Source organism: Actinoplanes auranticolor (assembly GCF_018332655.1).
GTDB lineage: Bacteria > Actinomycetota > Actinomycetes > Mycobacteriales > Micromonosporaceae > Actinoplanes > Actinoplanes auranticolor.
In genome coordinates this window covers 54300-75589 of the sequence record NZ_BOQL01000003.1, presented here as the reverse complement: position 1 = coordinate 75589, position 21290 = coordinate 54300, and the positions used below count along the sequence as shown (strand labels likewise).

18 protein-coding genes and 1 tRNA gene are annotated in these 21290 nt (G+C 72.0%); 13 read left to right on the top strand and 6 right to left on the bottom strand.

Going from position 1 to position 21290, the window contains the following annotated elements:
• Positions 1-142: 142 nt before the first annotated feature.
• Positions 143-526, bottom strand: coding sequence for an FmdB family zinc ribbon protein (locus Aau02nite_RS01395; protein WP_212986435.1), 384 nt, complete (start codon positions 524-526; stop codon positions 143-145).
• A 68-nt stretch (positions 527-594) separates the two neighbouring features.
• Complete coding sequence (locus Aau02nite_RS01390; protein WP_212986434.1) at positions 595-1200, bottom strand: 5-formyltetrahydrofolate cyclo-ligase; 606 nt, start codon at positions 1198-1200, stop codon at positions 595-597.
• An 82-nt stretch (positions 1201-1282) separates the two neighbouring features.
• Here Aau02nite_RS01390 and Aau02nite_RS01385 point away from each other — a divergent pair, with 82 nt between their 5' ends.
• From Aau02nite_RS01385 to Aau02nite_RS01330, 12 genes are all read left to right on the top strand, one after another.
• A complete protein-coding gene (locus Aau02nite_RS01385) occupies positions 1283-3403 on the top strand; it encodes a diguanylate cyclase (RefSeq protein ID WP_212986433.1) in 2121 nt (706 codons plus the stop codon).
• 51 nt (positions 3404-3454) lie between these two features.
• On the top strand, positions 3455-4369 hold the full coding sequence (locus Aau02nite_RS01380) for a UTP--glucose-1-phosphate uridylyltransferase (protein ID WP_212986432.1): 915 nt from the start codon (positions 3455-3457) through the stop codon (positions 4367-4369).
• Positions 4366-5676, top strand: coding sequence for a molybdopterin molybdotransferase MoeA (locus tag Aau02nite_RS01375; RefSeq protein ID WP_212986431.1), 1311 nt, complete (start codon positions 4366-4368; stop codon positions 5674-5676). Before Aau02nite_RS01380 ends, Aau02nite_RS01375 begins: the two co-directional genes overlap by 4 nt.
• The gene (locus Aau02nite_RS01370) at positions 5673-6314 is read left to right on the top strand and encodes a GNAT family N-acetyltransferase (protein ID WP_212986430.1); all 642 of its coding nucleotides are present in this window, start codon (positions 5673-5675) and stop codon (positions 6312-6314) included. Before Aau02nite_RS01375 ends, Aau02nite_RS01370 begins: the two co-directional genes overlap by 4 nt.
• A gap of 153 nt (positions 6315-6467) precedes the next feature.
• On the top strand, positions 6468-7235 hold the full coding sequence (sepX, locus tag Aau02nite_RS01365) for a divisome protein SepX/GlpR (RefSeq protein ID WP_212986429.1): 768 nt from the start codon (positions 6468-6470) through the stop codon (positions 7233-7235).
• An 80-nt stretch (positions 7236-7315) separates the two neighbouring features.
• Positions 7316-7389, top strand: a tRNA-Ala gene (locus Aau02nite_RS01360).
• A gap of 376 nt (positions 7390-7765) precedes the next feature.
• Entirely contained in the window at positions 7766-8740 is a 975-nt protein-coding gene (locus Aau02nite_RS01355) for an ice-binding family protein (protein ID WP_246594810.1), read from the top strand.
• A gap of 561 nt (positions 8741-9301) precedes the next feature.
• A complete protein-coding gene (locus Aau02nite_RS01350; RefSeq protein ID WP_212986428.1) occupies positions 9302-9817 on the top strand; it encodes a hypothetical protein in 516 nt (171 codons plus the stop codon).
• Positions 9818-9985: 168 nt separating this feature from the next.
• Positions 9986-10288 carry a GNAT family N-acetyltransferase gene (locus Aau02nite_RS01345; RefSeq protein WP_212986427.1) on the top strand — a complete coding sequence of 101 codons (303 nt, stop codon included), beginning with the start codon at positions 9986-9988 and terminating at the stop codon, positions 10286-10288.
• 104 nt (positions 10289-10392) lie between these two features.
• A complete protein-coding gene (locus Aau02nite_RS01340) occupies positions 10393-11154 on the top strand; it encodes a phosphodiesterase (protein ID WP_212986426.1) in 762 nt (253 codons plus the stop codon).
• A gap of 77 nt (positions 11155-11231) precedes the next feature.
• Entirely contained in the window at positions 11232-11597 is a 366-nt protein-coding gene (locus tag Aau02nite_RS01335; protein WP_212986425.1) for a VOC family protein, read from the top strand.
• A gap of 84 nt (positions 11598-11681) precedes the next feature.
• A complete protein-coding gene (locus Aau02nite_RS01330) occupies positions 11682-12905 on the top strand; it encodes a GAF domain-containing sensor histidine kinase (protein ID WP_212986424.1) in 1224 nt (407 codons plus the stop codon).
• Positions 12906-12965: 60 nt separating this feature from the next.
• Here Aau02nite_RS01330 and Aau02nite_RS01325 read toward each other — a convergent pair whose 3' ends face one another.
• The 3 genes from Aau02nite_RS01325 to Aau02nite_RS01315 all read right to left on the bottom strand — a co-directional run bounded on the left by Aau02nite_RS01325 (position 12966) and on the right by Aau02nite_RS01315 (position 18528).
• On the bottom strand, positions 12966-15401 hold the full coding sequence (locus tag Aau02nite_RS01325; protein WP_212986423.1) for a bifunctional polysaccharide deacetylase/glycosyltransferase family 2 protein: 2436 nt from the start codon (positions 15399-15401) through the stop codon (positions 12966-12968).
• Entirely contained in the window at positions 15398-16339 is a 942-nt protein-coding gene (locus Aau02nite_RS01320) for a hypothetical protein (RefSeq protein ID WP_212986422.1), read from the bottom strand. Before Aau02nite_RS01320 ends, Aau02nite_RS01325 begins: the two co-directional genes overlap by 4 nt.
• A 542-nt stretch (positions 16340-16881) precedes the next feature.
• Positions 16882-18528 (bottom strand): dolichyl-phosphate-mannose--protein mannosyltransferase, encoded by a 1647-nt coding sequence (locus tag Aau02nite_RS01315; protein ID WP_212986421.1) that lies wholly within the window; start codon positions 18526-18528, stop codon positions 16882-16884.
• A 16-nt stretch (positions 18529-18544) separates the two neighbouring features.
• Between Aau02nite_RS01315 and rsmI the strand changes: the two genes are divergently transcribed.
• Positions 18545-19396: a 16S rRNA (cytidine(1402)-2'-O)-methyltransferase gene (rsmI, locus tag Aau02nite_RS01310; protein WP_212986420.1), complete on the top strand. Its 852-nt coding sequence runs from the start codon at positions 18545-18547 to the stop codon at positions 19394-19396.
• Positions 19397-19421: 25 nt separating this feature from the next.
• Here the strand turns inward: rsmI and Aau02nite_RS01305 are convergent, their stop codons facing one another.
• Positions 19422-21272, bottom strand: coding sequence for a hypothetical protein (locus Aau02nite_RS01305; RefSeq protein ID WP_212986419.1), 1851 nt, complete (start codon positions 21270-21272; stop codon positions 19422-19424).
• Positions 21273-21290 lie beyond the last annotated feature (18 nt).

Below are 21290 nucleotides of genomic sequence, written 5' to 3'. Positions count from 1 at the left end.
ATCGCCGCCTCCTGAGACTCCCGGGGCGCCGTCGGGACCGGCGCCGGGGATCAGGACGATAGGCGGGACACGACGAATCCCGGGGCCGTCCCTGTGGACAACCCCGGGATGTGGACAGCCGCTCGGCTGCGTGCCGGTCGTGCTACGAGGAGGACGTCGCGGTCTTCGCGGGGCTCGAGCCCGACGAGCCGTTGGAGCTGGAGCCGGACGAGCTGGAGCCTGAGGAACCCGAGCCCGACGAGCCCGAGCTCGAGCCGGCCGCGGCGGGCGTCGAGGCGGGGGTCGACGACGAGGAGTCCGACTTGCTGTCGGCGGCGGGCGCGGCGGACTTCTCGGCGCTCACGTTCCCGGCGCGGGAGTCGTTGCGGTAGAAGCCGGAGCCCTTGAAGACGATGCCCACCGAGTTGAAGACCTTGCGGAGTTTGCCGCTGCAGTTCGGGCACTCGGTGAGGGCCGGGTCGGAGAAGGACTGCACCGCCTCGAGCTGCTCACCACACTCGGTGCAGGCGTACTGGTACGTGGGCACTGGTCCTCCGTGTTGCTCAATGGCTTGGCACTCGCCGTCTAGGAGTGCCAATGCTCCGTCATCGGAGTTCATTTCGTCCAGTCGGCAGTGTCGCTGAGACCCTCGGCCGGTGTGATGACAGCGTGCACGCGGCGGTCGTGCGGCTCGGCCGGCACCGTCGGCAGCAGCTCACCGTCGTGCAGGAGCGCCACCGTGTACGCCCGTCCGGCGCGGGCCAGCGCGCGGTCGTAGGAGCCGCCGCCACGGCCCAGACGCATCCCGGTCCGGTCGACGGCCAGCGCGGGCACGATCAGCAGCGTGGCTTCGGCGACCGCGTCGACGCCGAGGCGGGGTCCGGACGGCTCGCGCAGGCCCAGGCGGCCTGGCCGGAGCGTGTCCGGGCCCGCGTAGCGGACCCAGTCGAGGTCGTTGTCCGGCAGCAGCACCGGGAGGATGAGCCGGTCTCCGAGGACTTCGGGCAGGTCGGGCCCGCCGGGCTCCGGCCCCAGGGGGACATACCCCGCGATCATCGTGGGCGCCTGTGCGCGTAAGAGATCCTTCAGGGCGGCTTGGACCGCCGCCGCGGCTTTCGCGCGGTCTTGGGGGGTCAGTAATCTACGGGCTGCGAGCAGTTGATTGCGCAGTGCAATCTTCCCGGGCTGAGATTTTTCCGCTCCACTGGCGAAATCCGGCATGCAACACCCCCTTTCAGAAACCGGCAAACGGCGCACACTATGTCAGCATCGCTGGAAAAGAAGGCCACTTCCAGGAGGACGTGTGACTCTGCGTGGCCGACTCACTACTGCCTTCCTGGTGGTCGTGCTGGGTCCGGTTCTACTCGGGTCCTTCTTCGTCGGTATGACCGTCGCCACAGTGAGCCGGGACCGGACGGTCGAGCGGCTCGATCATGCCGCGACGACGGTGCGTACCGCCATCGGTGCCATGTGCCGGCAGCTCCAGGCCGCCGCCGACGCGGTCACCGTGCTGCCGGAGGCGGACCGGCGACCCGCCGCGGACCAGCTCGTCACGCGTGGGCTGGCCTCCGAGATCCGGATCGGCGCGAGCGACCCGGGCGGTCAGCGCGACTGCCAGGCGCCCGCCACCGGCGGCAGCGTCACCGCCATCGTGGCGCGCGCCCGGCAGGGACAGGTCACAGTGGCGGCGGCGCAAGCGCTGGACGCGGGATTCGTCGCCCGGCTGGCCGCGACGTGCGGCGCGGAGATCACCCTGCTGGCCGGCGACAGCCCCGGCGCCGGCCCGGCGCTGAGCTCCGAGTCGGCCGCCGTGAGCCGGGCCGTGGCCGCCGCCCTGCCCGGTGATGTCACCGCGCGCGGCCACCACTACCTGCGCGCGGTCCCCGTCGAGCCGGGCCAGCCGCTGCCGCTCGTGGTCTCGGTGCGCCAGAGCAACTCCGTCGGCCTGTACGCGCTGCTGCTCGCCGGTGTCGTCCTGGTGGCCGGAATGGCCATGATCGTCGCCCGCTGGCTCGCCCGCTCCACCACCCGGCCGCTGGAGGAGCTGGCCCTGGCCGTCGCGAAGGTGGCCGACGGTGAGCTCGGCACCCGGGTCCCGGTCGGCCGCGACGACGAGCTGGGCCGCCTCGCCGGCACCTTCAACCGGATGACCCGCGAGCTGCAGGCGTACGTGCAGGCGCTGACCGCCAGCCGCGACCAGCTCCGCGGGCACCTCGCCATCCTCGGCGACACCCTGTCCAGCACCCACGACCTGCACCGGATCCTGCAGGTCATCCTGCAGACCGCGCTGTCGGCGACCGGTGCGCGGGCCGGCGTCGTGCTGCTCATCGACCCCGGTGACGGCCGGCTCGTGGCCCGCTGCGCCGAGGGGCTGACCGGTCGCTGGGACGTGCCGGAGGCCGAACTGCCCGCGCTGCGGGTGCCGCTGGGCACCGGCATCCTCGGCGCGGTCGCGGCCGGCGGGGAGCCTCGGCGCGGCCGGTGCGGACCGGACGGGGGAACGCTCGACGAGCCGGCCTGCCGGACGTACGTGGCCGTGCCGATCTGCGCCCCGGCCACCGTCGGCGACCCGCTCGTGCCCGGCGACACGCTGATCTCCGGGCGCCCGGCGACGCTGGGTGTGCTGGCCCTGTACGACCGGCTCGGCAGCGACGGCTTCGACGACGCCGACCTGCTCACCCTGCGGACCTTCGCCGGGCAGGCGGGGGTGGCGGTGCACAACGTCCGGATGCACGAGGAGGCGCAGCGGCTCTCGCTCACCGATCCGCTCACCGGGCTCTGGAACTACCGCTACCTGCGGGAATCGCTGCGCCGTGAGGTGGAACGGGCCAGCCGCTTCGGCCGGATGCTGACCGTGCTGGTGCTCGACCTGGACCATTTCAAGGACGTCAACGACACGTACGGGCACGCCGCCGGGGACACGGTGCTGCGGGAGTTCGCCCGGCGGATCCGGATCGGGCTGCGCGAGGTGGACGTCGCGTTCCGCCAGGGCGGCGAGGAGTTCGTGGTGCTGCTGCCCGAGACCGACGCGTACGGCGGGGTGATCGTCGCCGAGCGCCTCGGCGCCGCGGTCCGGGAGATCCCGGTGCCGATCGATCCGCGCCGGCAGGACGCCGCCACCGGGCAGCCGGTCGACCGGGTCGCGATCAGCGTCTCGATCGGCATCGCCGTCTACCCCGAGCACGGCCCGACCGCGCAGCAGGTTCTCGATGCGGCTGACGATGCGCTCTACGCGGCGAAGAATGCGGGACGGGACACCTACCGGCTGGCCGAGTCCGCGCCGGTGCCCGCGCCAACTGTGACGGAACCGGTGGTTTCGGCGGGCGTACCGGAGGGGCATTTTGATCATGCGGCGGGTCCTGACGTCGTGCCGCCGGGCACGCCCGGCGGGCCACAACCGCCGCGACAGGCCCGTGGCCGATAGTCTCGCGGCATGTCCGGGCACGAACTGAGCGAAGGTGCGGTGACCCCTCAGATGACGACAGAGGCCCATACGAGCGGCCGCCGGGCGGTGAAGGCTGTCATTCCGGCAGCCGGCATGGCGACGCGGTTCCTGCCGGCCACCAAGGCCGTACCGAAGGAACTTCTGCCCGTCGTGGACCGCCCCGTCCTGCAGTACATCGTGGAGGAGGCCGCTGCGGCGGGGATCTCCGACGTGCTGCTGGTGACCGGCCGGGGCAAGACGGCCATGGTCGACCATTTCGACCGGCGTCCCGACGTGGAGGCCCGGCTCGAGGAGAAGGGCGACGTCGAGCGGCTCGCCGCGGTCCGCCGGAGCAGCGAGCTCGCCGACATCTACACCTGCCGCCAGGGCGAGCCGCTCGGCCTCGGCCACGCGGTCGGCGTCGCCGCCTCGCACATCGGTGACAACGCCTTCGCGGTGCTGCTCGGCGACGAGTTCGTCGAGGAGGACAAGCCGCTGCTGCCCGCGATGCTCGACCTGCAGGCCCGCACCGGCGGCATCGTGCTGGCCTTCATGGAGGTCAAGCCCGAGGAGACCTCCCGCTACGGCATCGGGTCGGTGCGGCCGTCCGATCTGGGCGAGGACGTCGTCGAGGTGACCGGGCTGGTGGAGAAGCCCTCGCCGGCGGACGCGCCGAGCAACCTGGCCGTGCTGGGCCGCTACATCCTGCCCGCCACGATCTTCGAGGCGATCGCCAACACCAAGCCGGGCAGCGGTGGCGAGATCCAGCTGACCGACGCGATGGCCGCCCTGCTGGAATCCGGTACGCCGGTGCACGCCATCGTCTACCGCGGCCACCGCTACGACACCGGGATGCCGCTGGGCTACCTGCAGGCCGTCGTGGAGCTGGCGGCCAAGCGCGAGGACCTGGGCGAGGAGTTCCGCGCCTGGCTGGCCGAGTTCGTCGCCGGCGGTGCCAAGGGATGACCGCTACGGCCGATGCCGAGGCGGCCGCCAACGAGCTGATGCCTCTCGCCGAATACCTGGGCAGCGTGCTGCGCAGGTTGCGGGCGCTGCCTCCGCTCGACCTCGACCTCACCCAGGCCCACGGCAACGTGCTGGCCAACGACGTGCTGGCCCCGCACCCGTACCCGGCCTTCGACCAGGCGGCCATCGACGGGTACGCGGCCCGCTGGGAGGACCTGGCCGCCGCCGGGCGGATCGGGTCGCACCCGTCCTTCGGGGCGTTCGAGGGCGGGCCGCGACCGGTCCGCCTCAACGTCGTCGGCGACCTGGGTGCGGCCAGCTGGCGACCGGTCCGGCTGACCCCGGGCACGTGCTTCTCGGTGGCGGCCGGGGCGCCGCTGCCGATCGGCGCCGACGTGGTCGTGCCGGTGCACTGGACCGACCAGGGCATGGCGGCGGTGGAGATCCTGCACGCCCCGAAGCGGGGCTCCGGCGTCCGGCGGGCGGGCGACGAACTGCCCGTCGGCCGGGTGCTGGCCCCGGCGGGGTCGTACGTGACGCCGGCGATGGTGGCGGTCTTCGCGGCGTCCGGGATCGGGCACGTGGTGGTCCGGCCCAGCCCGCGGGTGGTCGTGGTGGCCACCGGCGACGAACTCGTCGACGTGGGCCGGCCCAGCCAGCCCGGACAGGTGGTCGACGCCAACTCCCACGCCCTGACCGCGGCCGCCGTCGAGGCCGGTGCGCTCGCGTACCGGATCGGCATCTGCGACGACGACCCCGAGGGCCTGCGCGGCCTGCTCGAGGACCAGACGCTGCGGGCCGACCTGATCATCACCACCGGGGGTACGGGCACCGGCCCCGGCGACATGCTGCGCCGGGTGCTGTCCCGCCGCGACCACGGCCGGGGCACGGTGGAGTTCACCGACGTCGCCCTGTGCCCGGGCGCCACGCTGGGCTTCGGCACGGTCGGCGGCGAAGAGGTCCCGGTGGTCTGCCTGCCCGGCGAGCCCGGCGCCGCGCTGATCGGGTTCGAGGTGCTCGCCCGGCCGGTCATCCAGCTGCTGGCCGGCTCCGAACCGGTGTTCCGCCCCAGCGTCAAGGCGCACCTGCTGGAGACCGTGTCCTCACCGGGCGGACTGCGCGAGTTCCGGCCGGCGCACGTCGCGGAACGGCGCGGCGGTGGCCACACTGTGCAGCCGCTCGCCGGAGGGCCGTACACTCTGTCCGGCCTCGCCGAGGCCAACGGTCTGCTGGTGCTCGGGGAGCGGGTCACCGCGGCGGCAGCCGGGTCGACCGTCGACGTGTTGCTGCTCGACCGGAGGCGATGATGCTGGGGTCCACGCCCGGATGGCCTGCCGTCCTGGCGGAGGGATCCGTGCTGCTCAGGCCGTACCGCCGCAGTGACGCGCGGGCCTGGTCCGAGGTCCGGATCGCCAACCAGGCGTGGCTGAGCCCCTGGGAGTCGGCCCCGCCCGGACCCTGGGCGGAGATGAACTCCACCCGCGCCTACCTGTACGTCTACCGCGACATGAAGCGGGCCGCCCGGCACGGCGACAGCATGCCGTTCGCGGTCTGCCTGCGCGAGGACGGCGGCGAACGGCTCGTCGGGCACATCAACCTGGGCAGCATCGTGCGGCGGGCATTCAGCTCGGCGTACGTGGGCTACTGGGTGGACTCGCGGGTGGCCGGTCGTGGCGTGATCCCGACCGCGCTCGCGCTGGCGGTGGATCACGCGTTCGGCGCCGGCGGCCTGCACCGGGTGGAGATCAACATCCGCCCCGAGAACGGCCCCAGCCGGCGCGTCGTGGAGAAGTTGGGCTTCCGCGAGGAGGCGTACCACCCGCGCTACATGCACATCGACGGTGCCTGGCGCGACCACCTCGGCTACGCGATGACCAGCGAGGAAGTCGCGGCCGAGGGCGGTCTGGTGGCCCGCTGGCGCCGCTTGCGCGCCACCGCGCAGTAGCCCGCCGAAAGTTATTTGATCATCGCGACGGTACGTCCCCGGCGCGGCGTGCCGTGAAATCGCAACTCCCGTGCGTAGCCTCGGGGAGATTGGGACTTTTGTGTGCCCGGCGCCCAGCGGCCCGGGCGCCACAGGCTGACGGGAGGGGTGAGGGTGCCGACCTCGGTGCTCCTCGCCGTCCTCGCCGCCGCCGGGTTGCTCGCCCTCGCACCGGCGCTCGTACGCCGGTACGACGCCACCGAGCGCCTCGCGGCGGAGCGGGCGTCGTCGACGGCTCGGGTGCTGCAGCGCCGCCGTCGGCTCCGCACTGTGCCCGGACGCCGACCGGTCAACCCCGGCCGCCAGTATCTGGTTACGTCGCGGACCCTAACGGGTGACCCGGCCCCGGTCTCGCCCGCCCCCGTGTCGGCGCCGCCGGCCCGCAGACTCCGCCTGGTGCCGGCCCGCCGGCCGGTTCGCCGGCCGGTTCGCCGCCAGACCCCGGCGGTCGTCCGCCGCCGGCGGGTCTTCGCGGCGTTGCTGCTGCTCAACGTGATCGAGCTGGTCGGCGTCCTGGCGGTCGGCCCCGGTTTCTGGATCAGCTTCGCGGTGACCGGCACGCTGCTGGCGATCTACCTGGTGCACCTGCGCAACCGGGCGATCGCGGACCGGCACCGGCGCCGCGTCGAGGCACGGGAAGCGGCCTGGCTCGCCGCCCGGCAGGCAGAGGTGCGCCGCGAGCAGGCGCGCCGGGCTGCGGCACGCCGGGAAGCACAGCGCCGGCTGGCGGCCCAGAAGGAAGCCGTACGGCGGGCCGCGATGGGGCTGGACCGCGATCCGTCGGACCTGCCGGCGGCTGTCAACGGTGGCTCGGTGTCGTACCGCAGGGGTGGTGGGCTGCGTGGGCGGCCGTACGAAGCGGGCGGCCGCGGCCTGAAGTGATCTTCCCCGGCGCGCCGGGGAGGGTGATTCGCAAGCCGCAGGACGGACCTGTTAGCCTTGCTGCGGTCCTACGGGGCCGGGGGGCTGTGGCGCAGTCTGGTAGCGCACCTCGTTCGCATCGAGGGGGTCTGGGGTTCAAATCCCCACAGCTCCACCTATTAAGGCCCTGACCAGCAAACATCGGTCAGGGCCTTCACTTTTCTCTATGCGATCTGTATCGCCCCCGAAACCTACAACGTCCGAGGGCGACCATGTTCGTCGCGTGAGTGGCATTTCTGAGAACTCCACCCCGCTGCGCCTCTCCTTCGTGGCGCGTCAGTCCATCACTCTCAGGTGGTCGTAAAACCCCTAATCATCCAAAAACTACTTTGGATCATGGAACAGTGTGGATCACGGCACTGCCATCTGTGTTTCGACGCGGACGGTTCCATGCCTCCGCAGCAGGACCCCCAGAAGGGCACAGCGTGAAAGTCCACCACCGGAGCTACCGTTGGCGCGCCGGCCTGGGGTCCGCCGCCGCGGTCGCCGCCTTGAGTTTGCTCCTCTTCGGCTTCGAGCCTGCGTACGCGGCCGAGAGTCCGGTCAGCCTGAACACCGCGGCCGACTTCTCCGTACTCGCCGGATCGGCCGTCAGCAACACGGGCGCGACCACGCTCGCGCAGGGCCTGGGCGTACACCCGGGCTCCGCGGCGTCAGGCTTCCCACCCGGAATCGTGGCCGGCGAGATCCATCTCGCCGACGGCGTCGCCCTGCAGGCCCAGAGCGACCTCACGGCCGCGTACGTCGATGCCGCCGGCCGGACACCCTTCACCAGCCTCCCGGCCGAACTCGGCGGCAGCACGCTGGCCCCCGGCGTGTACCGGATCGGCGCCGCCCAGCTCACCGGGCAGCTGACCCTGGACGCGCAGAACGACCCCGCAGCCGTCTTCATCTTCCAGATCTCCTCCACGCTGATCACGGCGTCGAACAGCGATGTGGTCTTCACCAACGGCGCTTCACCGTGCAACGTGTTCTGGCAGGTCACCAGCTCCGCGACGCTGGGCACGAACAGTGACTTCACCGGCACCATCATGGCGCTGACCTCGATCACCATGAACACCGGCGCTACTCTGGCCGGCCGCGCGCTTGCCCGCAACGGTGCGGTCACGCTCGACGACAACGTCATCACCGAACCGATCTGCGCCGCGGCCACCACTGCGCCGGCCACCACTGCGCCGGCCACCACGCCTGCGACGACACCGGCCACCACGCCTGCGACGACACCGGCGTCCGCTACGACACCGGCCACCACGCCCGCAGTGGGCTCCTCGACTGCCGGTCCACCCGCCGCCGGTCCACCGAGCGATGTGACACCGACCCCTACCGAGACCTCGTCGGGAAGTCCGCCGCGACTGCCGACAACCGGGCCCGGCCTGGTGCCTGCGCTGTCGGCCACCGGGTTCGTGCTGATAGCCCTGGGCATCGCCATCGTGCTGCGGTATCGGAGGCGCAAGATCGGCCTTTGACCCGCCACGGAGTCCGACGCGCCTGATCTGCGGCGATGACCGACTGCCGACCCGGGCTGCGGGGTGGCGACGTCCTCGACCACGACGGTGGCCGGGGAGCAGAGCGCCGGGAAGGCCGGGCGCCGGGCTCGTGCGAGTCGCCGCGATGACGACGGCGGTGTCAGCGACCACAGCGGGATTGTCCTGGGCCACGGTGGGGACCTGCGCTGTGGTCTGCGCTCAGCAATGAGTTTCCGGGCACGGGTAGTGACGCCTCAGCCTGCCTTCCTCGGCCTGATTCGGGTTTCTCGCCACGGTGAGCTATCGCCGCGACAATTTCGGTAGGGGATCGGGCCTGTCGCTAGGGACCCTTGTTCGGGGGTCGGCTTCCTGCTTCGTTTGCACCGCAACAGAATCGCTCCGCACGTGATAACCCTAGGTAGGCTTGTCGTAACGTGCAGTAGTGGGCTGGATGTCACATAGAGTAATCAGTCCTTAATGCCGCCAATGGTGACAATCTGTAACCCTCACCACCGCGGTCACCGGGAGCTCGACATCTCTGCACTCAAAAAGTTCACCACGATGCTCACCCTCGTGATCGCTGCCCTCACCGTCACCACGGTCGGCGTGGCCTCGCCGGCCTCGGCTGCCACCGCGTCGACGTCGCGGGCCAACAGCGCCCTGCAGTCGGTCATCCCGGGCGCATGGCGCAAGGCCATCCCCGATGCCCGGGCCACCAGACTGATCTCCGGAAAATCGAGCACCTCCGCCTATCGCCAGGGAATCTGGGTAAGCCGGTTCCACGCCGCCAAGCCGGCGCGTCTGCTGCGGCACACCATGGCGCACGAGTTCGGTCACCACATCGCCTTCTTCTACGGCAGCCAGGCGATCTACGGAGCCGCACCGACAGGATTCCCTCAGGGCGTCACCTCCGTCGAGACCTGGGCGGACTGCGTCGCCGCGGCACTCAGCGGAGTCGACAAGCACGGCACGAACGTCAGGAAACACTGCAGCAGAGCAGGCCTGCGGTGGACGAAGGCGTGGCTGAAGAAGGGCCCCGCCGCGCACCCGCGCACCGACGCGGCGATCCACTGGTGACATCGGAACCATCCGCCCGTGACGCCGGCCCTCGACCCGGCAGCGCTCGCACTACCGAATGGCGCGATCAGGCGGTACGCGTGGCGTACCCGCAACGGGTGGCCACCGTCGCCATTCCGCTTCGGCGGCACCGGTGGCACCCCGGGAAAGCCGTGCTTGGATATCGGGATGACGTTCACGGTGACCGACGTGCCCGAGCGGGAGCGCTTCGAGGCCCATGACGAGGCGGGCGCGCCGGCCGGCGTGCTCACCTATCAGCTGACCGGCGGCATCGTCGCCTACACCCACACCAAGGTCGATCCCGAGTTCGAGGGTCAGGGGGTCGGATCCCTGCTGGCGCGGGCGGCGATGGACGACGCGCGTAGCAAGGGCCGGACCGTCGTGCCGATCTGCCCGTTCGTGAGCGGATGGCTGGAGAAGCACCCGGAATACGAGCCGATCGTGGCCCGGTCGACCCGCAAGGTCAAATAGTCCGCGCAGGCCGGCCGCGGTGTGGCAGGGACGTCCGCTTTCTGACGCTGTAGGAGTTACGACCGTTCGGTTGCCCGGCGCCGGTTGCGCCGGATCATGAGCGGATGACGACCTTCATCGCTCAGCTCAGCGACTCGCACATCACCACCGGGCCGCTCGGCGCCGGGCCCGCCGCCGGTCTGCAGCTGGCTCTGGCCCGGGTCATGGGGCTCGATCCGCGGCCCGACTGTGTCGTCATCACCGGTGATCTCACCGATCACGGCCGGCCCGACGAGTACGCGGCGCTGCGGGAGATCATCGGCGACTTCCCGCTGCCGCTGCACCTGGTGACCGGCAACCACGACTGCCGGGGGCCGATGCTCGACACCTTCGGCGGAGAGGCGCACTACGCGGTCGAGTATCCGGAGTTCACCCTCGTCGCGCTGGATTCGCTGGTGGAGGGCTCACCCGCCGGGCGCCTCGGCGGTGCACAGCTCTCCTGGCTGGACGGCGTGCTGCGGCGGCGGCCCGGCGTGCCGGCCATGATCGGCCTGCACCATCCGCCCATGCCGGTCGGCATCCGGTTCCTCGACGGCATGCGGCTGCTCGACGGTGACGCGCTGCGCGAGGTCCTCGCCGCCCACGGCAACGTCGCCCGGGTGATGGCCGGGCACGTGCACCGGCCCATCACCGCGGCTTTCGCCGGCAGCGTGCTGACCGTGGCGCCCAGCCTGTGGCGCCAGACCGGGCTGCTGCTCAATTCCGACGCGCCGCCCGGCTACCTGGCCGAGCCCACCGGGTTCCTGCTGCACATGATCGACGGAGATGACTGCGTTACCCACACCGTGCAGGTCAGTCACGCCGCCGCTCTGCTCGGCGCATACTGAGTGCCGCTCGGCGCACGAGATCAATGAATGTCGTACCCCGGAGATACGGTCTAGGTGGGCTGGGAGAGGGGCTGACCATGATCGACCATGTTGTCCTCGGGGTGCACCACATCGACGACAGCCGGCATTTCTACGAGAACGCGCTGCGCCCGCTCGGGATCAAGGTCCTGGTGCAGGAGCCGGAGCTGATCGGTTTCGGCGACGACAGCGGCAAGCCGTTCTTCTGGCTGGCCCTGCGGGAGCCGTCGCACCGCGTGCACGTGGCCTTCTCCGCGCCGGACCGGGCGGCGGTCGACGCGTTCCACGCCGCCGCGCTGCATTCCGGCGGGGTCGACAACGGGCCGCCGGGTCTGCGCCCGCAGTACCACGAGAACTACTACGGAGCCTTCGCCTTCGACGCGGACGGCAACAACATCGAGGCGGTCTGCCACCGTCCGTCCTGAGCCACCCGGGAGCGGAAGCTGGCAAAAAGGGCGCATTGCTACTTTCGGGTGGTATTCCTGGAGTGTCTCCAGGAGGTGACAGTCATGCCAGCACCCCTGCCCGGCAACGAAGCCGACCGGCTCGCCGCCCTCTATGAACTGCACGTGCTCGACACCGCGCCCGAGAGCGACTTCGACGACATCGTCAAGCTCGCCGCGACGGTCTGTGACGTGCCGATGTCCCTGGTCAGCCTCATCGACATCGATCGCCAGTGGTTCAAGGCCAAGATCGGCACCGATCTCACCGAGACGCCGCGCGACCTGTCGTTCTGCGGTCACGCCATCCTCGGCAAGGACGTGCTCGTGGTGCCCGACGTCCGCGAGGATCCGCGGTTCGCGGACAACCCGGCGGCCGGCGCGGACGACGGGATCCGTTTCTACGCCGGGGCGCCGCTGATCACGAGCGACGGCTTCGCGCTCGGCACCCTGTGCGTGATGGACTCCCGGCCCCGCAAGCTCGACGTCGAGCAGGTGCAGGCGCTGCGGGCGCTGGCCCGGCAGGTCACCTCGCAGCTGGAGCTGCGCCGGTACGCGAGCGCCCTGGCCAACACCACCGCCCGCCTGCAGGAGCTGGAACGCCGCAAGGACGACCTGGCCGGGCTCGTCGGCGGGGAGCTGCGCGCGCCACTGCGGCTGATGCGCTCGTACCTGGCGGACCTCGGCAACACCGGTCACCACGACGCCGAGCTGGCCGATCTCGTCGGCCGGGCCACCGCGGCCCACGTGCGCGGGTTCAGCGACCTGCTGGACCACCTGGGATCGATGGCCGAGGTGGGCAGCGGTGCCGACAGCCTGCACATGCGCCAGATCGACCTGACCCGGCTGACCCAGCGGGCCGTCGAGGCGATCCGGCCGATCGCGGCGACCAAGCAGATCTGGATCCTCAACCAGGCCGGCGGCCCGTCGCTGCCGATCATCGCCGATCCCGTACGCCTCGAGCAGGTCCTCATGCACCTGCTGTTCGCGGCGGTCAAGTACACCCCGGCCGGTGGCCGGGTCCGGGTCGGCACCGAGATCGAGTCCGGTCCCACCGTGCGGCTCGACGACATGGACATGCCGGACGGGATGCGCCCGGACCTGTTCCCGCACCTCTACTACGGCGCGATCGCCAACCCGGCGGCCCTGCACGGCCCGGACCAGGGGCTGGCTGTGGCCAAGCGGGTCCTGGACGCCCACCACGCGACGGTGGCGCTCTCCGACCGTCCCGGTGACGGGACGTCGCTGCACGTGGTGTTCCCGTTCGCCGAGCGCGAGCTCATCGACGCCTGACGAACGACGCGGGCCCCGCACCCGCCCGGCTGCAGTTCGGGCGGGTGCGAGACCCCTTTCTCAGGCCCCGCGGGTAACCACAGGGCCGGAACCGCCGCCCGGGGGCGAGCCGGCTGACGGCATGTCTTCGGGCTCGTACGGCGCCGGTGCCTGGCTCGGCACCGGGGGACGTGCCGTGGCGCGGCCCGTCGCCGGGTGGGCCGGGTCGTGCACCTGACCCAGCACCGGCGGCCAGGTGTCGACGGCGGGGGCGATGCCCTGGCTGGGCACGCCGGACGGGATCAACGGGATCATCGGAGCCTCCGCGGCGAGGTCGCGCGCGCCGGTGAGCCCGGCGCGGTGCAGCTTGTGCCACCGCAGCCGGCCGCCGGTCATGGCGGTCACCGCGGACTGGATCAACACCAGGTACATCAGCTGCCGGTACGCGAACTGTTGCAGCGGCAGGCGCCAGAGCGGGCGCAGCGACTCGTGGTCGAAGCGGAACGCCACGGCCGCGGTGAACAGCTGCAGGGCCAGCATCAGCCCCCAGGCGGACATCGTCGCGCCGAGCTTCCAGAACACCAGGCCGTACAGCAGCATGATGTCGATGACCGGGGCCAGCAGCGGCAGCGCCACCCCGAACAGGGCGAGGAACGGCAGCCCGACCCGGCCGAACCGGCCCGAGTCGCCGGAGTCGGTCAGCGCCCGGCGGTGCTTCCACATCGCCTGCATGGTCCCGTAGCTCCACCGGTACCGCTGGCGGTAGAGCTGCTCCAGCGTCGTCGGCGCCTCGGTCCAGGCCTTGGCCCGCTCCTCGTAGACGACCCGCCAGCCGGCCCGGCACAGCGCCATCGTCACGTCGGTGTCCTCGGCCAGCGTCTCGTCGCTGATCCCGCCGACCTGGTCGAGCGCCGCACGGCGGAACGCGCCGATCGCCCCGGGCACGGTCGGCATGCAGTTGAGCACCTCGTACAGGCGGCGGTCGAGGTTGAAGCCGATCACGTACTCGATGTGCTGCCAGGCCGCGACCAGCGTCTGGCGGTTGCCGACCTTGACGTTGCCGGCCACCGCGCCGACCGCCGGATCGGCGAACGGCTGCACCAGCATCCGGATCGAGTCCGGCTCGAAGATGGTGTCGCCGTCGACGGTGACGATGAGGTCGTGGCGGGCCAGCGCGATCCCGGTGTTCAGGGCGTTCGCCTTGCCGCCGTTGGGCACCCGGATGACCCGGACGTTGGGCAGTCCGAGCCGCTCCACGATCGCGGCGGTGCCGTCGGTGGAGCCGTCGTCGACCACCACCACCTCGACGTCCGGGTAGTCGCCGCCGGCCAGCGACCGGACGGCGGCCTCGATGCCCTCCTTCTCGTTGTAGGCGGGCACGATGACCGAGACCGGTTCGGTGACCGGCGGTCCCCAGGACCAGCCGGGCCGGCGGCGCTGCCGGGCGTGCCGGGTGGCCAGGGCGAGCAGCAATGCCGTACGGCCGATGGTCAGCAGCCCGACCACCAGGAACAGTCCGGCCAGGGCCCAGACCAGGCCGTCGGCCAGCCGTACGGTCCACAGCAGCCCCGCCCCGCGCAGCCGGTCCGTGTTGCCGGCCTCGGGGTTCACCGGCAGCAGCGGCACCGCCGCGGCGCTGTCCTTGCCCTGGTCCGCGATGGACAGGTTGAGGCCCTCGGTGACGGTGGTGAACCGGTAGCCGCGCTCCTTCATCATCGGGATGAACACTCGCAGCGCCGCCAGCGTCTGGGACCGGTCGCCACCCGCGTCGTGGAACAGGATGACCGCGGAGCTGTCGGCCGGTGGGGTCGCGTTGCGCACGATCTGCGCGACGCCGGGCCGCTGCCAGTCCTCGCTGTCCAGGTCGTTGACCACGACCAGGTAGCCCTGCTTGCCGGCCTCCTTGACGATGCGCCAGTTCACGTCGTCGATGGCCTGCGGTTTCGACGAGTACGGGAACCGCACGAGGTTGGTGCGCACGTTCGCGGCGCGGGCGATGGCGACCTGGGTCTGCGACAGCTCGAAGGTGCGCCGCCACGGGGCCAGCCGCTGCATGTTCGGGTGGGTGAACGTGTGCAGGCCCAGCTCGTTGCCGTCGGCGGTGATCTTCCGGGTCAGCTCCGGGTTGCGGGCCACCTCGGAACCGACGACGAAGAACGTGCCGTGCGCGTCGTTCTCCTTGAGCACCTGGAGGACCTGCGGCGTCCACTCCGGATCGGGACCGTCGTCGAAGGTGAGCGCGATGGTGCGCTCCGGCAGCCGGTTGGAGCTCTCCTGGCCGCCGGTGGTGTTGATGATCGGCCCGCCGCTGCGGATGGCGGCCGGGACGCCGGCCTGGTCGCCGACCTCGGACTCGACGTGGTCGCCGGTGAACTCGGCGTTGATGTAGGCCTGGACCACCAGCACGCCGACGAACAGGCTGATCAGCAGCGTGCCGAGCAGGACCCGGGGGCGCGGCAGCAGCCGGCGGCGCGAGCGGCCGCGGTTGCGGTTACGGCGGACCGGTGGGCGCGTCATGCAGCGTCCCCGTCGCTGGGCTCCGGCTCCTCGGTGGCGTCGGCGCCGGCGTCGGCCGCCCCGACCCGGACGGTGACTGCGGGCTTGCCGGCCACCGGGACGGAGACCTTCACCGGGCTGGTCACGGCGGGCGGGACCGGCTCCTCCCGGGCGGGTGCCTCGGGCGCCTTGGTGTCCGGCTGCTCGTCCGCCGAGCCGCCGCCCTGCCCGCCGCTCCCGCCGCCGCCCGGCTCGCTGTCGGTCTGCCCACCGCCGCCCTGTCCGCCGCCGCTGCCTTGGCCGCCACCGTCTTGGCCGCCGCTGCTGCCCTGGCCGCCGTCGGTCTGTCCGCCGCCACCCTGGCCGCCGCCGGCCGGAGGAGCTGGTGGCACCGGGGGGACCGGCGCGATCGGCGGAGGCGTGGGTTCGGTGGAGGTCGGGGTGGTCGTCGGCGTCGTCGGCTTGGTCGTGGCCGACTCGACCGGCTTGGGCGTGGTCGTCGTGGGCTTCTTCGTCGTCGGCCGGGGCGCCGGCGTGCGGGCCGGCCGGGAGGACGCGGTGGCGCGCGGTGTGACCGCGCGCTCCTGCCGTGGCTGGGCGACCGGCAGCCCGCGCCGGGGAAGCACCTCCAGGATCGGCGGGGTGCTGGTGCGGGCGGCGACCGGCTCGGGAGCCGGGCTCGGCCGGGCCACGACCAGGTCCTCCTCGTCGCCGTCGGCGAGGTCGGGCAGGGGCAGGACGGCGCTCGAGCTGACCGGTCCGCCGGCCAGACTGACGCTGACGAGTCCCCCGTAGACCATGCAGAGGGCACCGAAGCCGTACGCGACCCGGCGCAGCATGCGGCTGCGGCGGCCGGTCGAGTCCACGAACACCGGCGAGGGATGCGCGACGACGATCACCTCGGTGTCAGGCATGTCGACGTCGGCGATTGGCGGGTTTTGGGGCTCCTGCAATGTCACGCGGCGAGCTTAGAAACATCTACGGCGATCTTGACGGCAGTCACCGGAACTGATGACCGCCGAACGTGGGACCGGAATCAGCCGAAACGGTGAGGCTTCACGTTTGACCTGCTGGAAATGGTGTGCGTGACATTTTCGCGAGCCGCGCTGACCTGCGGGCAATGGCGCCGAAGGCAAAGGTTACGCCGTTTTCGCCGACGAATTGCTGTCGCATTCCTGACTGTCGTCCGAGCCATTATCCGAATGGCTTTCACCAGGGGATAAGTAACATTAAAACCAATATAGCGCTTTGCCCCTTTTGTCAGTGGCGGACGCGACGTACGCGCCTGGTCACAGTCTGATGACGAGCCGCGGCAACTTTCCCGGCAACTGAGTAAGTCCACCCGTTGTGTCCGCCATCGGCTGTCGTTAAGCTTCTTCATGCGCGCCTCTATCGCCCGCTTCCCCCGTGGCAGGCGATCGGGGCGCGCACCTTGTCTCAGGAGTTGTTCCACGAGAAACGCCCGCCGCTGACCGCGACGGGCGTTTCGCGTATCCGGTCGCTAGATCCAGCGGCCACCGAGCCACATCCGCGCCGACCAGTCGGCGTAGGGGATCAGGTGGCCCACGAAGATCGGATAGAAGTACGCGAAGCAGAGGGCGACCAGCAGCACGTAGACGCCCGCCACCACCGTGCCGACCAGCTGTCTGTCCGTACGCCCGGCGCCCGTGGCTATCCCGTCCGGTGGCGTCATGATCGCGCCGAGCACGTACACGACGGCCAGGATCAGGAACGGCAGCGCCGGCAGCACGTAGAACGCGAACATGGTCCGGCCGTCGGCCAGCGCGAAGTAGAACCACGGCAGCAGGCCGGCCACCACGCCCGTACCGATGGCGAAGGCCCGCCAGTCCCGCCGGGCGATGCCGAACCAGACCAGCGCGGCCAGCGCGGGCAGGAACGACCACCACAGGACCGGCGTGCCCAGCAGCAGAATCTCGGCGGCGCAGCTCGGCGCCCCGCAGCTGCCGTTGCCGTTCCAGTAGAACGCCACCGGACGGCCCAGCAGCAGCCACTGCCAGGGCCAGGACTGGTACACGTGCCGGTCGGTCAGTCCGCTGTGGAAGTTGTACGCCTCCGAGTGGTAGTGCAGCAGGTTCAGCAGGGGCCCCAGGATCGGCGGCTCGCTGAGCCCGTTGGCCTCCCGGTAGTGCCGGAAGTACCCGGTGTCGGTGACGAACCAGCCGGTCCACGAGGCCAGGTAGAAGATGATCGTCAGGACGAAGCTCAGCACCAGGTAACCGAGGTCGCCGAGCAGGCCGCGCCGCAGAGGCCGGCGCACGCCCGCCGAGCGCCGCGCCTGGGTCCGCCACACGATCACCAGCAGGCCGTAGAAGGGCGCGAAGAACAGCGCACTCCACTTGACGCCGCAGGCCATGCCGAAGAGCACCCCGGCGGCGAGCAGCCACCACGGGAACACGCGGGGCAGGCCGCGGGCGCTCGCCGGGTCGTAGCCGTTCTCCAGAGCCCGGAGCCAGCGCCGGCGGTAGTGGTCGCGGTCCAGCACCAGCGCCCCGAAGGTGGCCAGGATGAACAGCCCCAGGAAGATGTCCAGCAGCGACGTGCGGGACAGCACCAGCTGGAAGCCGTCCAGGGTCATCAGCAGACCCGCGATGCCGGCCAGCACGATCGAGTGGAACAGCCGGTAGGCGATCCGGATCAGGATCAGGATCATCAGGGTGCCGGCGATCGCGCCCGAGATCCGCCAGCCCAGCTCGTTGTTGCCGAACGCCTTCTCGCCCAGCGCGATCAGCCACTTGCCCAGCGGGGGATGCACCACGTACGCGGGGCCGTTGGTCTTCTCGTCCCACTCCACGCCGTGCTGCAACATGTCCCAGGCGTCGGTCGGGTAGTAGACCTCGTCGAAGATGTACCCCTTCGGCTTGGTCAGCCCGACCAGCCGCAGGATCGCGGCGATCGCCACGATCACCCCGGTGACCAGCCACGAGTACGGGTTCCACCACCGGTCGAGGGTGGCCAGCCGGCGGCGTACCGCATCGGGCACGCCCCCGGAGCCGGTGGCCGCCGTGGCGTCCGGTGGCTCGTCCGCAGGGATGTCTGCGCTGATCTCAGTTTCAGCTGTCGCCGAAGTCACCCCGCGATCGTAGGCCGCGGGACAAGTCCACGGCGCTCGGCGCCCGCGCGTCGCCATGTGATGGACTTCCGGGGTGGCGGAGACGGGTACGGGCCGGGTCGTGCTGGTCGGCGCGCCGCTGGGCAACACCGGCGACGCGTCCACCAGGCTGCGTGAGATCCTGGCGAGCGCGGACGTGGTCGCGGCGGAGGACACCCGGCGGCTGCTGCGGCTGGCGCGGGATCTGGAGGTGACCGTGGCCGGGCGGATCGTGTCGTATTTCGAGGGCAACGAGGAACGCCGTACCCCCGATCTGGTCGCGGCCCTGCGCGACGGCGCGGTCGTCGCCGTGGTCACCGACGGCGGCATGCCGAGCGTCTCCGACCCGGGCTACCGGCTGGTCCGGGCCGCGCTGGACGCGGGCTTCCCGGTCACCGCCGCTCCCGGGCCCAGCGCCGTGACCACCGCCCTGGCCCTGTCCGGGCTGCCCAGCGACCGGTTCTGCTTCGAGGGTTTCCTGCCGCGCAGCGGCTCGGGCCGCCGGTCGCGGCTGCGCGAGTTGGCCACCGAGCCCCGCACGCTGGTCTTCTTCGAGGCGCCGCACCGGATCACCGCGGCGCTCGGCGACCTGGCCGGGGCCTTCGGTGCCGAGCGCGAGGCGGCGGTCTGCCGCGAGCTGACCAAGACCTACGAGGAGATCCGACGCGGCCCGCTCGGTGAGCTGGCGGCCTGGTCGGCCGAAGCCGGACCGCGCGGCGAGATCACCGTGGTGGTGGCGGGGGCGCCCGCCGGGCCGGCCGAGCGGCCGGCCGACGACGAACTGCGCGCGGCGGTCGTCGAGCGCGAGGCCGCGGGCGACTCCCGGCGCGACGCGATCCAGGCCGTGGCGGACATGTACGGGCTGCGCAAGCGCGACGTGTACGCCCTCGTGCACACCCGCGAGTAGCTCGCCCATCAGCCGGCCCCGCGTGTCAGTACGTGGTGAAGAGGAAACCGGCCAGCAGGACCAGCGGTCCGGCCAGGCTGACCAGCACAGCCCCGCGCCGGGCCCGGGCGGTGTCCAGCCGCCGCGCCCCGGTCAGCGCGGCGATGCCCAGCCCGCACAGCAGCACCAGCACGAAGCTCAGCGCCCAGCGCAGGTGCATCAGCATGCCGGTGCTGCCGACGTACGCCTGCCGGCTCTCGCTGCTCACCATCCGGGCCGGTGCGCTGGTCCCGGGCACGCGCTGTCCCGGCTCGACGCCGAACAACGCCAGCCGGTCCACCCGATAGGCCCCGTTCGCCGGGGTGAACTGGCCGGTGCAGCGCTGGCTCACCCCCGAGCCGGTGCACCGGGTGACCGTGGCCGAGCCCCGGTCACCGTGCCCGACAGCGAGCCAGAACGGCTCGGCGCTGACCCAGGCGAAGAAGGCGGCGATCAGCCCCAGGGCGACCAGCCCGAACAGGCCGCCGGCGGGACGGCGGGGCTGCGGCGCGTGGCGGCGGGCCCGCTTGCGGACGCCGGGCGCCGGGATCTCGGCCGGTGGCGAGGACAGCGCACGGCGTTCCTCCTCGGCCTTCCAGAACGGGGAGGTCTCGAGCAGGGCGGCGGTGCGCTCCTGGCGTACCCGGTCCTGCAGGGCCCGGTCGGCCCGGGCCGGGTCCAGCCGGGTGCGGCCCAGCCGGGACAGCGCGGTGGGCGGCTGGCCGGGCACGGCGCTGCGGTCCAGGGCCACGGTCGGCCGGTTGCGGTCCGGTTCGGGCAGGACCATCACCTCGGGGGTGACCTCGGCCGGCGGCGGCTCGGCCGGTACGGCGCTCAACTCGTCGACGATCGTGGGTTCACGCTGCGGCTCGGCGGGCTCGGCGGGCTCGGCGGGCTTGGCGGGCGTGGCGGGCTCGGCCGGCTGGGAAAGCGTGGCGGGCGTGGCGGGCTCGGCCGGCTGGGAGAGCTTGGCCGGCTGGGCGGGCCAGGCCGGCTGGACGGGCTTGGCCGGCTCGACCCGGTTGCGGGTCGCGTAGACGGTGCCCTGGCCTGCGGTGTTGAACCGTTCGGCGTCCACCCGGTCGTGGTGCTGCTCGGTGGCCTTGTCGCTCGCCGGCCCCCCGGTCGTGGCGGGTGTGGCTTCGGCCGCGGTTGCCTTGGCCGGGGTCGCCGTGGCGGACGTTTCCTTCAGCGTGGCCTGATTCCGCTCCGACGGCGGTTGCGCGACCGGCGTTCGCGTCGTCGGCTGCGGCGACCGCGGTTGCTGCGCGGCCGGCAGTGGCGACGCCGGCTGCTGCGTGACGGGCTCGTGGTGGGTCGGCTGGTGCGGGGCAGGCTGTGGCTGGGCGTGCCTCGGCCCAGCGGGCTCGCGGCCTCCGGGCCTGCTGGGCCCGGGCTCGCGGCCTCCCGGCTCGCGGCCTCCGGGCTCGCGGCCTCCGGGCTCGCGGCCTCCGGGCTCGCGGACGGCGGGCTCGCGGCCTTCCGGCTCGCGGACGGCGGGCTCGTGGCCTCCCGGCTCGCGGACGGCGGGCTCGCGGCCTCCCGGCTCGCGGACGGCGGGCTCGTGGGCCGCCTGGCGCGGTGCCTCGCTGGTCAGGGCCGCGCGCACGTCCTGCGCCCCGGCCCGATGGGCCTCGGCGGCCTCGCCGGTGTGCTGACCAGGCTGCGGCGGGTCCAGGGTCGGCGTCGCGGAGGGCGCGCCCGCCGCCGGGGTGGCCCGCCGGCGCTGGGCCCGGGGACGGTCGCCGCCGGCGTCCTGCTCGTCGGCGCGCCACCACGGGGAGGCGGGGTCCGCGTGCGACCACGGGCTGCCGTCGTCGCGGGATGTTTCCCCAGGCTGTGGCGCGTCACCCGTCATGGCTCCCATTGGACTACG

Excerpts from the sequence above, each read along its gene's own strand:
- Aau02nite_RS01390 (WP_212986434.1), bottom strand. The coding sequence starts at position 1,200 with ATGCCGGATTTCGCCAGTGGAGCGGAAAAATCTCAGCCCGGGAAGATT.
- Aau02nite_RS01380 (WP_212986432.1), top strand. The coding sequence starts at position 3,455 with ATGACGACAGAGGCCCATACGAGCGGCCGCCGGGCGGTGAAGGCTGTC.
- Aau02nite_RS01375 (WP_212986431.1), top strand. The coding sequence starts at position 4,366 with ATGACCGCTACGGCCGATGCCGAGGCGGCCGCCAACGAGCTGATGCCT.
- Aau02nite_RS01370 (WP_212986430.1), top strand. The coding sequence starts at position 5,673 with ATGATGCTGGGGTCCACGCCCGGATGGCCTGCCGTCCTGGCGGAGGGA.
- Aau02nite_RS01350 (WP_212986428.1), top strand. The coding sequence starts at position 9,302 with ATGCTCACCCTCGTGATCGCTGCCCTCACCGTCACCACGGTCGGCGTG.
- Aau02nite_RS01345 (WP_212986427.1), top strand. The coding sequence starts at position 9,986 with ATGACGTTCACGGTGACCGACGTGCCCGAGCGGGAGCGCTTCGAGGCC.
- Aau02nite_RS01340 (WP_212986426.1), top strand. The coding sequence starts at position 10,393 with ATGACGACCTTCATCGCTCAGCTCAGCGACTCGCACATCACCACCGGG.
- Aau02nite_RS01335 (WP_212986425.1), top strand. The coding sequence starts at position 11,232 with ATGATCGACCATGTTGTCCTCGGGGTGCACCACATCGACGACAGCCGG.
- Aau02nite_RS01330 (WP_212986424.1), top strand. The coding sequence starts at position 11,682 with ATGCCAGCACCCCTGCCCGGCAACGAAGCCGACCGGCTCGCCGCCCTC.
- Aau02nite_RS01325 (WP_212986423.1), bottom strand. The coding sequence starts at position 15,401 with ATGACGCGCCCACCGGTCCGCCGTAACCGCAACCGCGGCCGCTCGCGC.
- Aau02nite_RS01315 (WP_212986421.1), bottom strand. The coding sequence starts at position 18,528 with ATGGCGACGCGCGGGCGCCGAGCGCCGTGGACTTGTCCCGCGGCCTAC.
- Aau02nite_RS01305 (WP_212986419.1), bottom strand. The coding sequence starts at position 21,272 with ATGACGGGTGACGCGCCACAGCCTGGGGAAACATCCCGCGACGACGGC.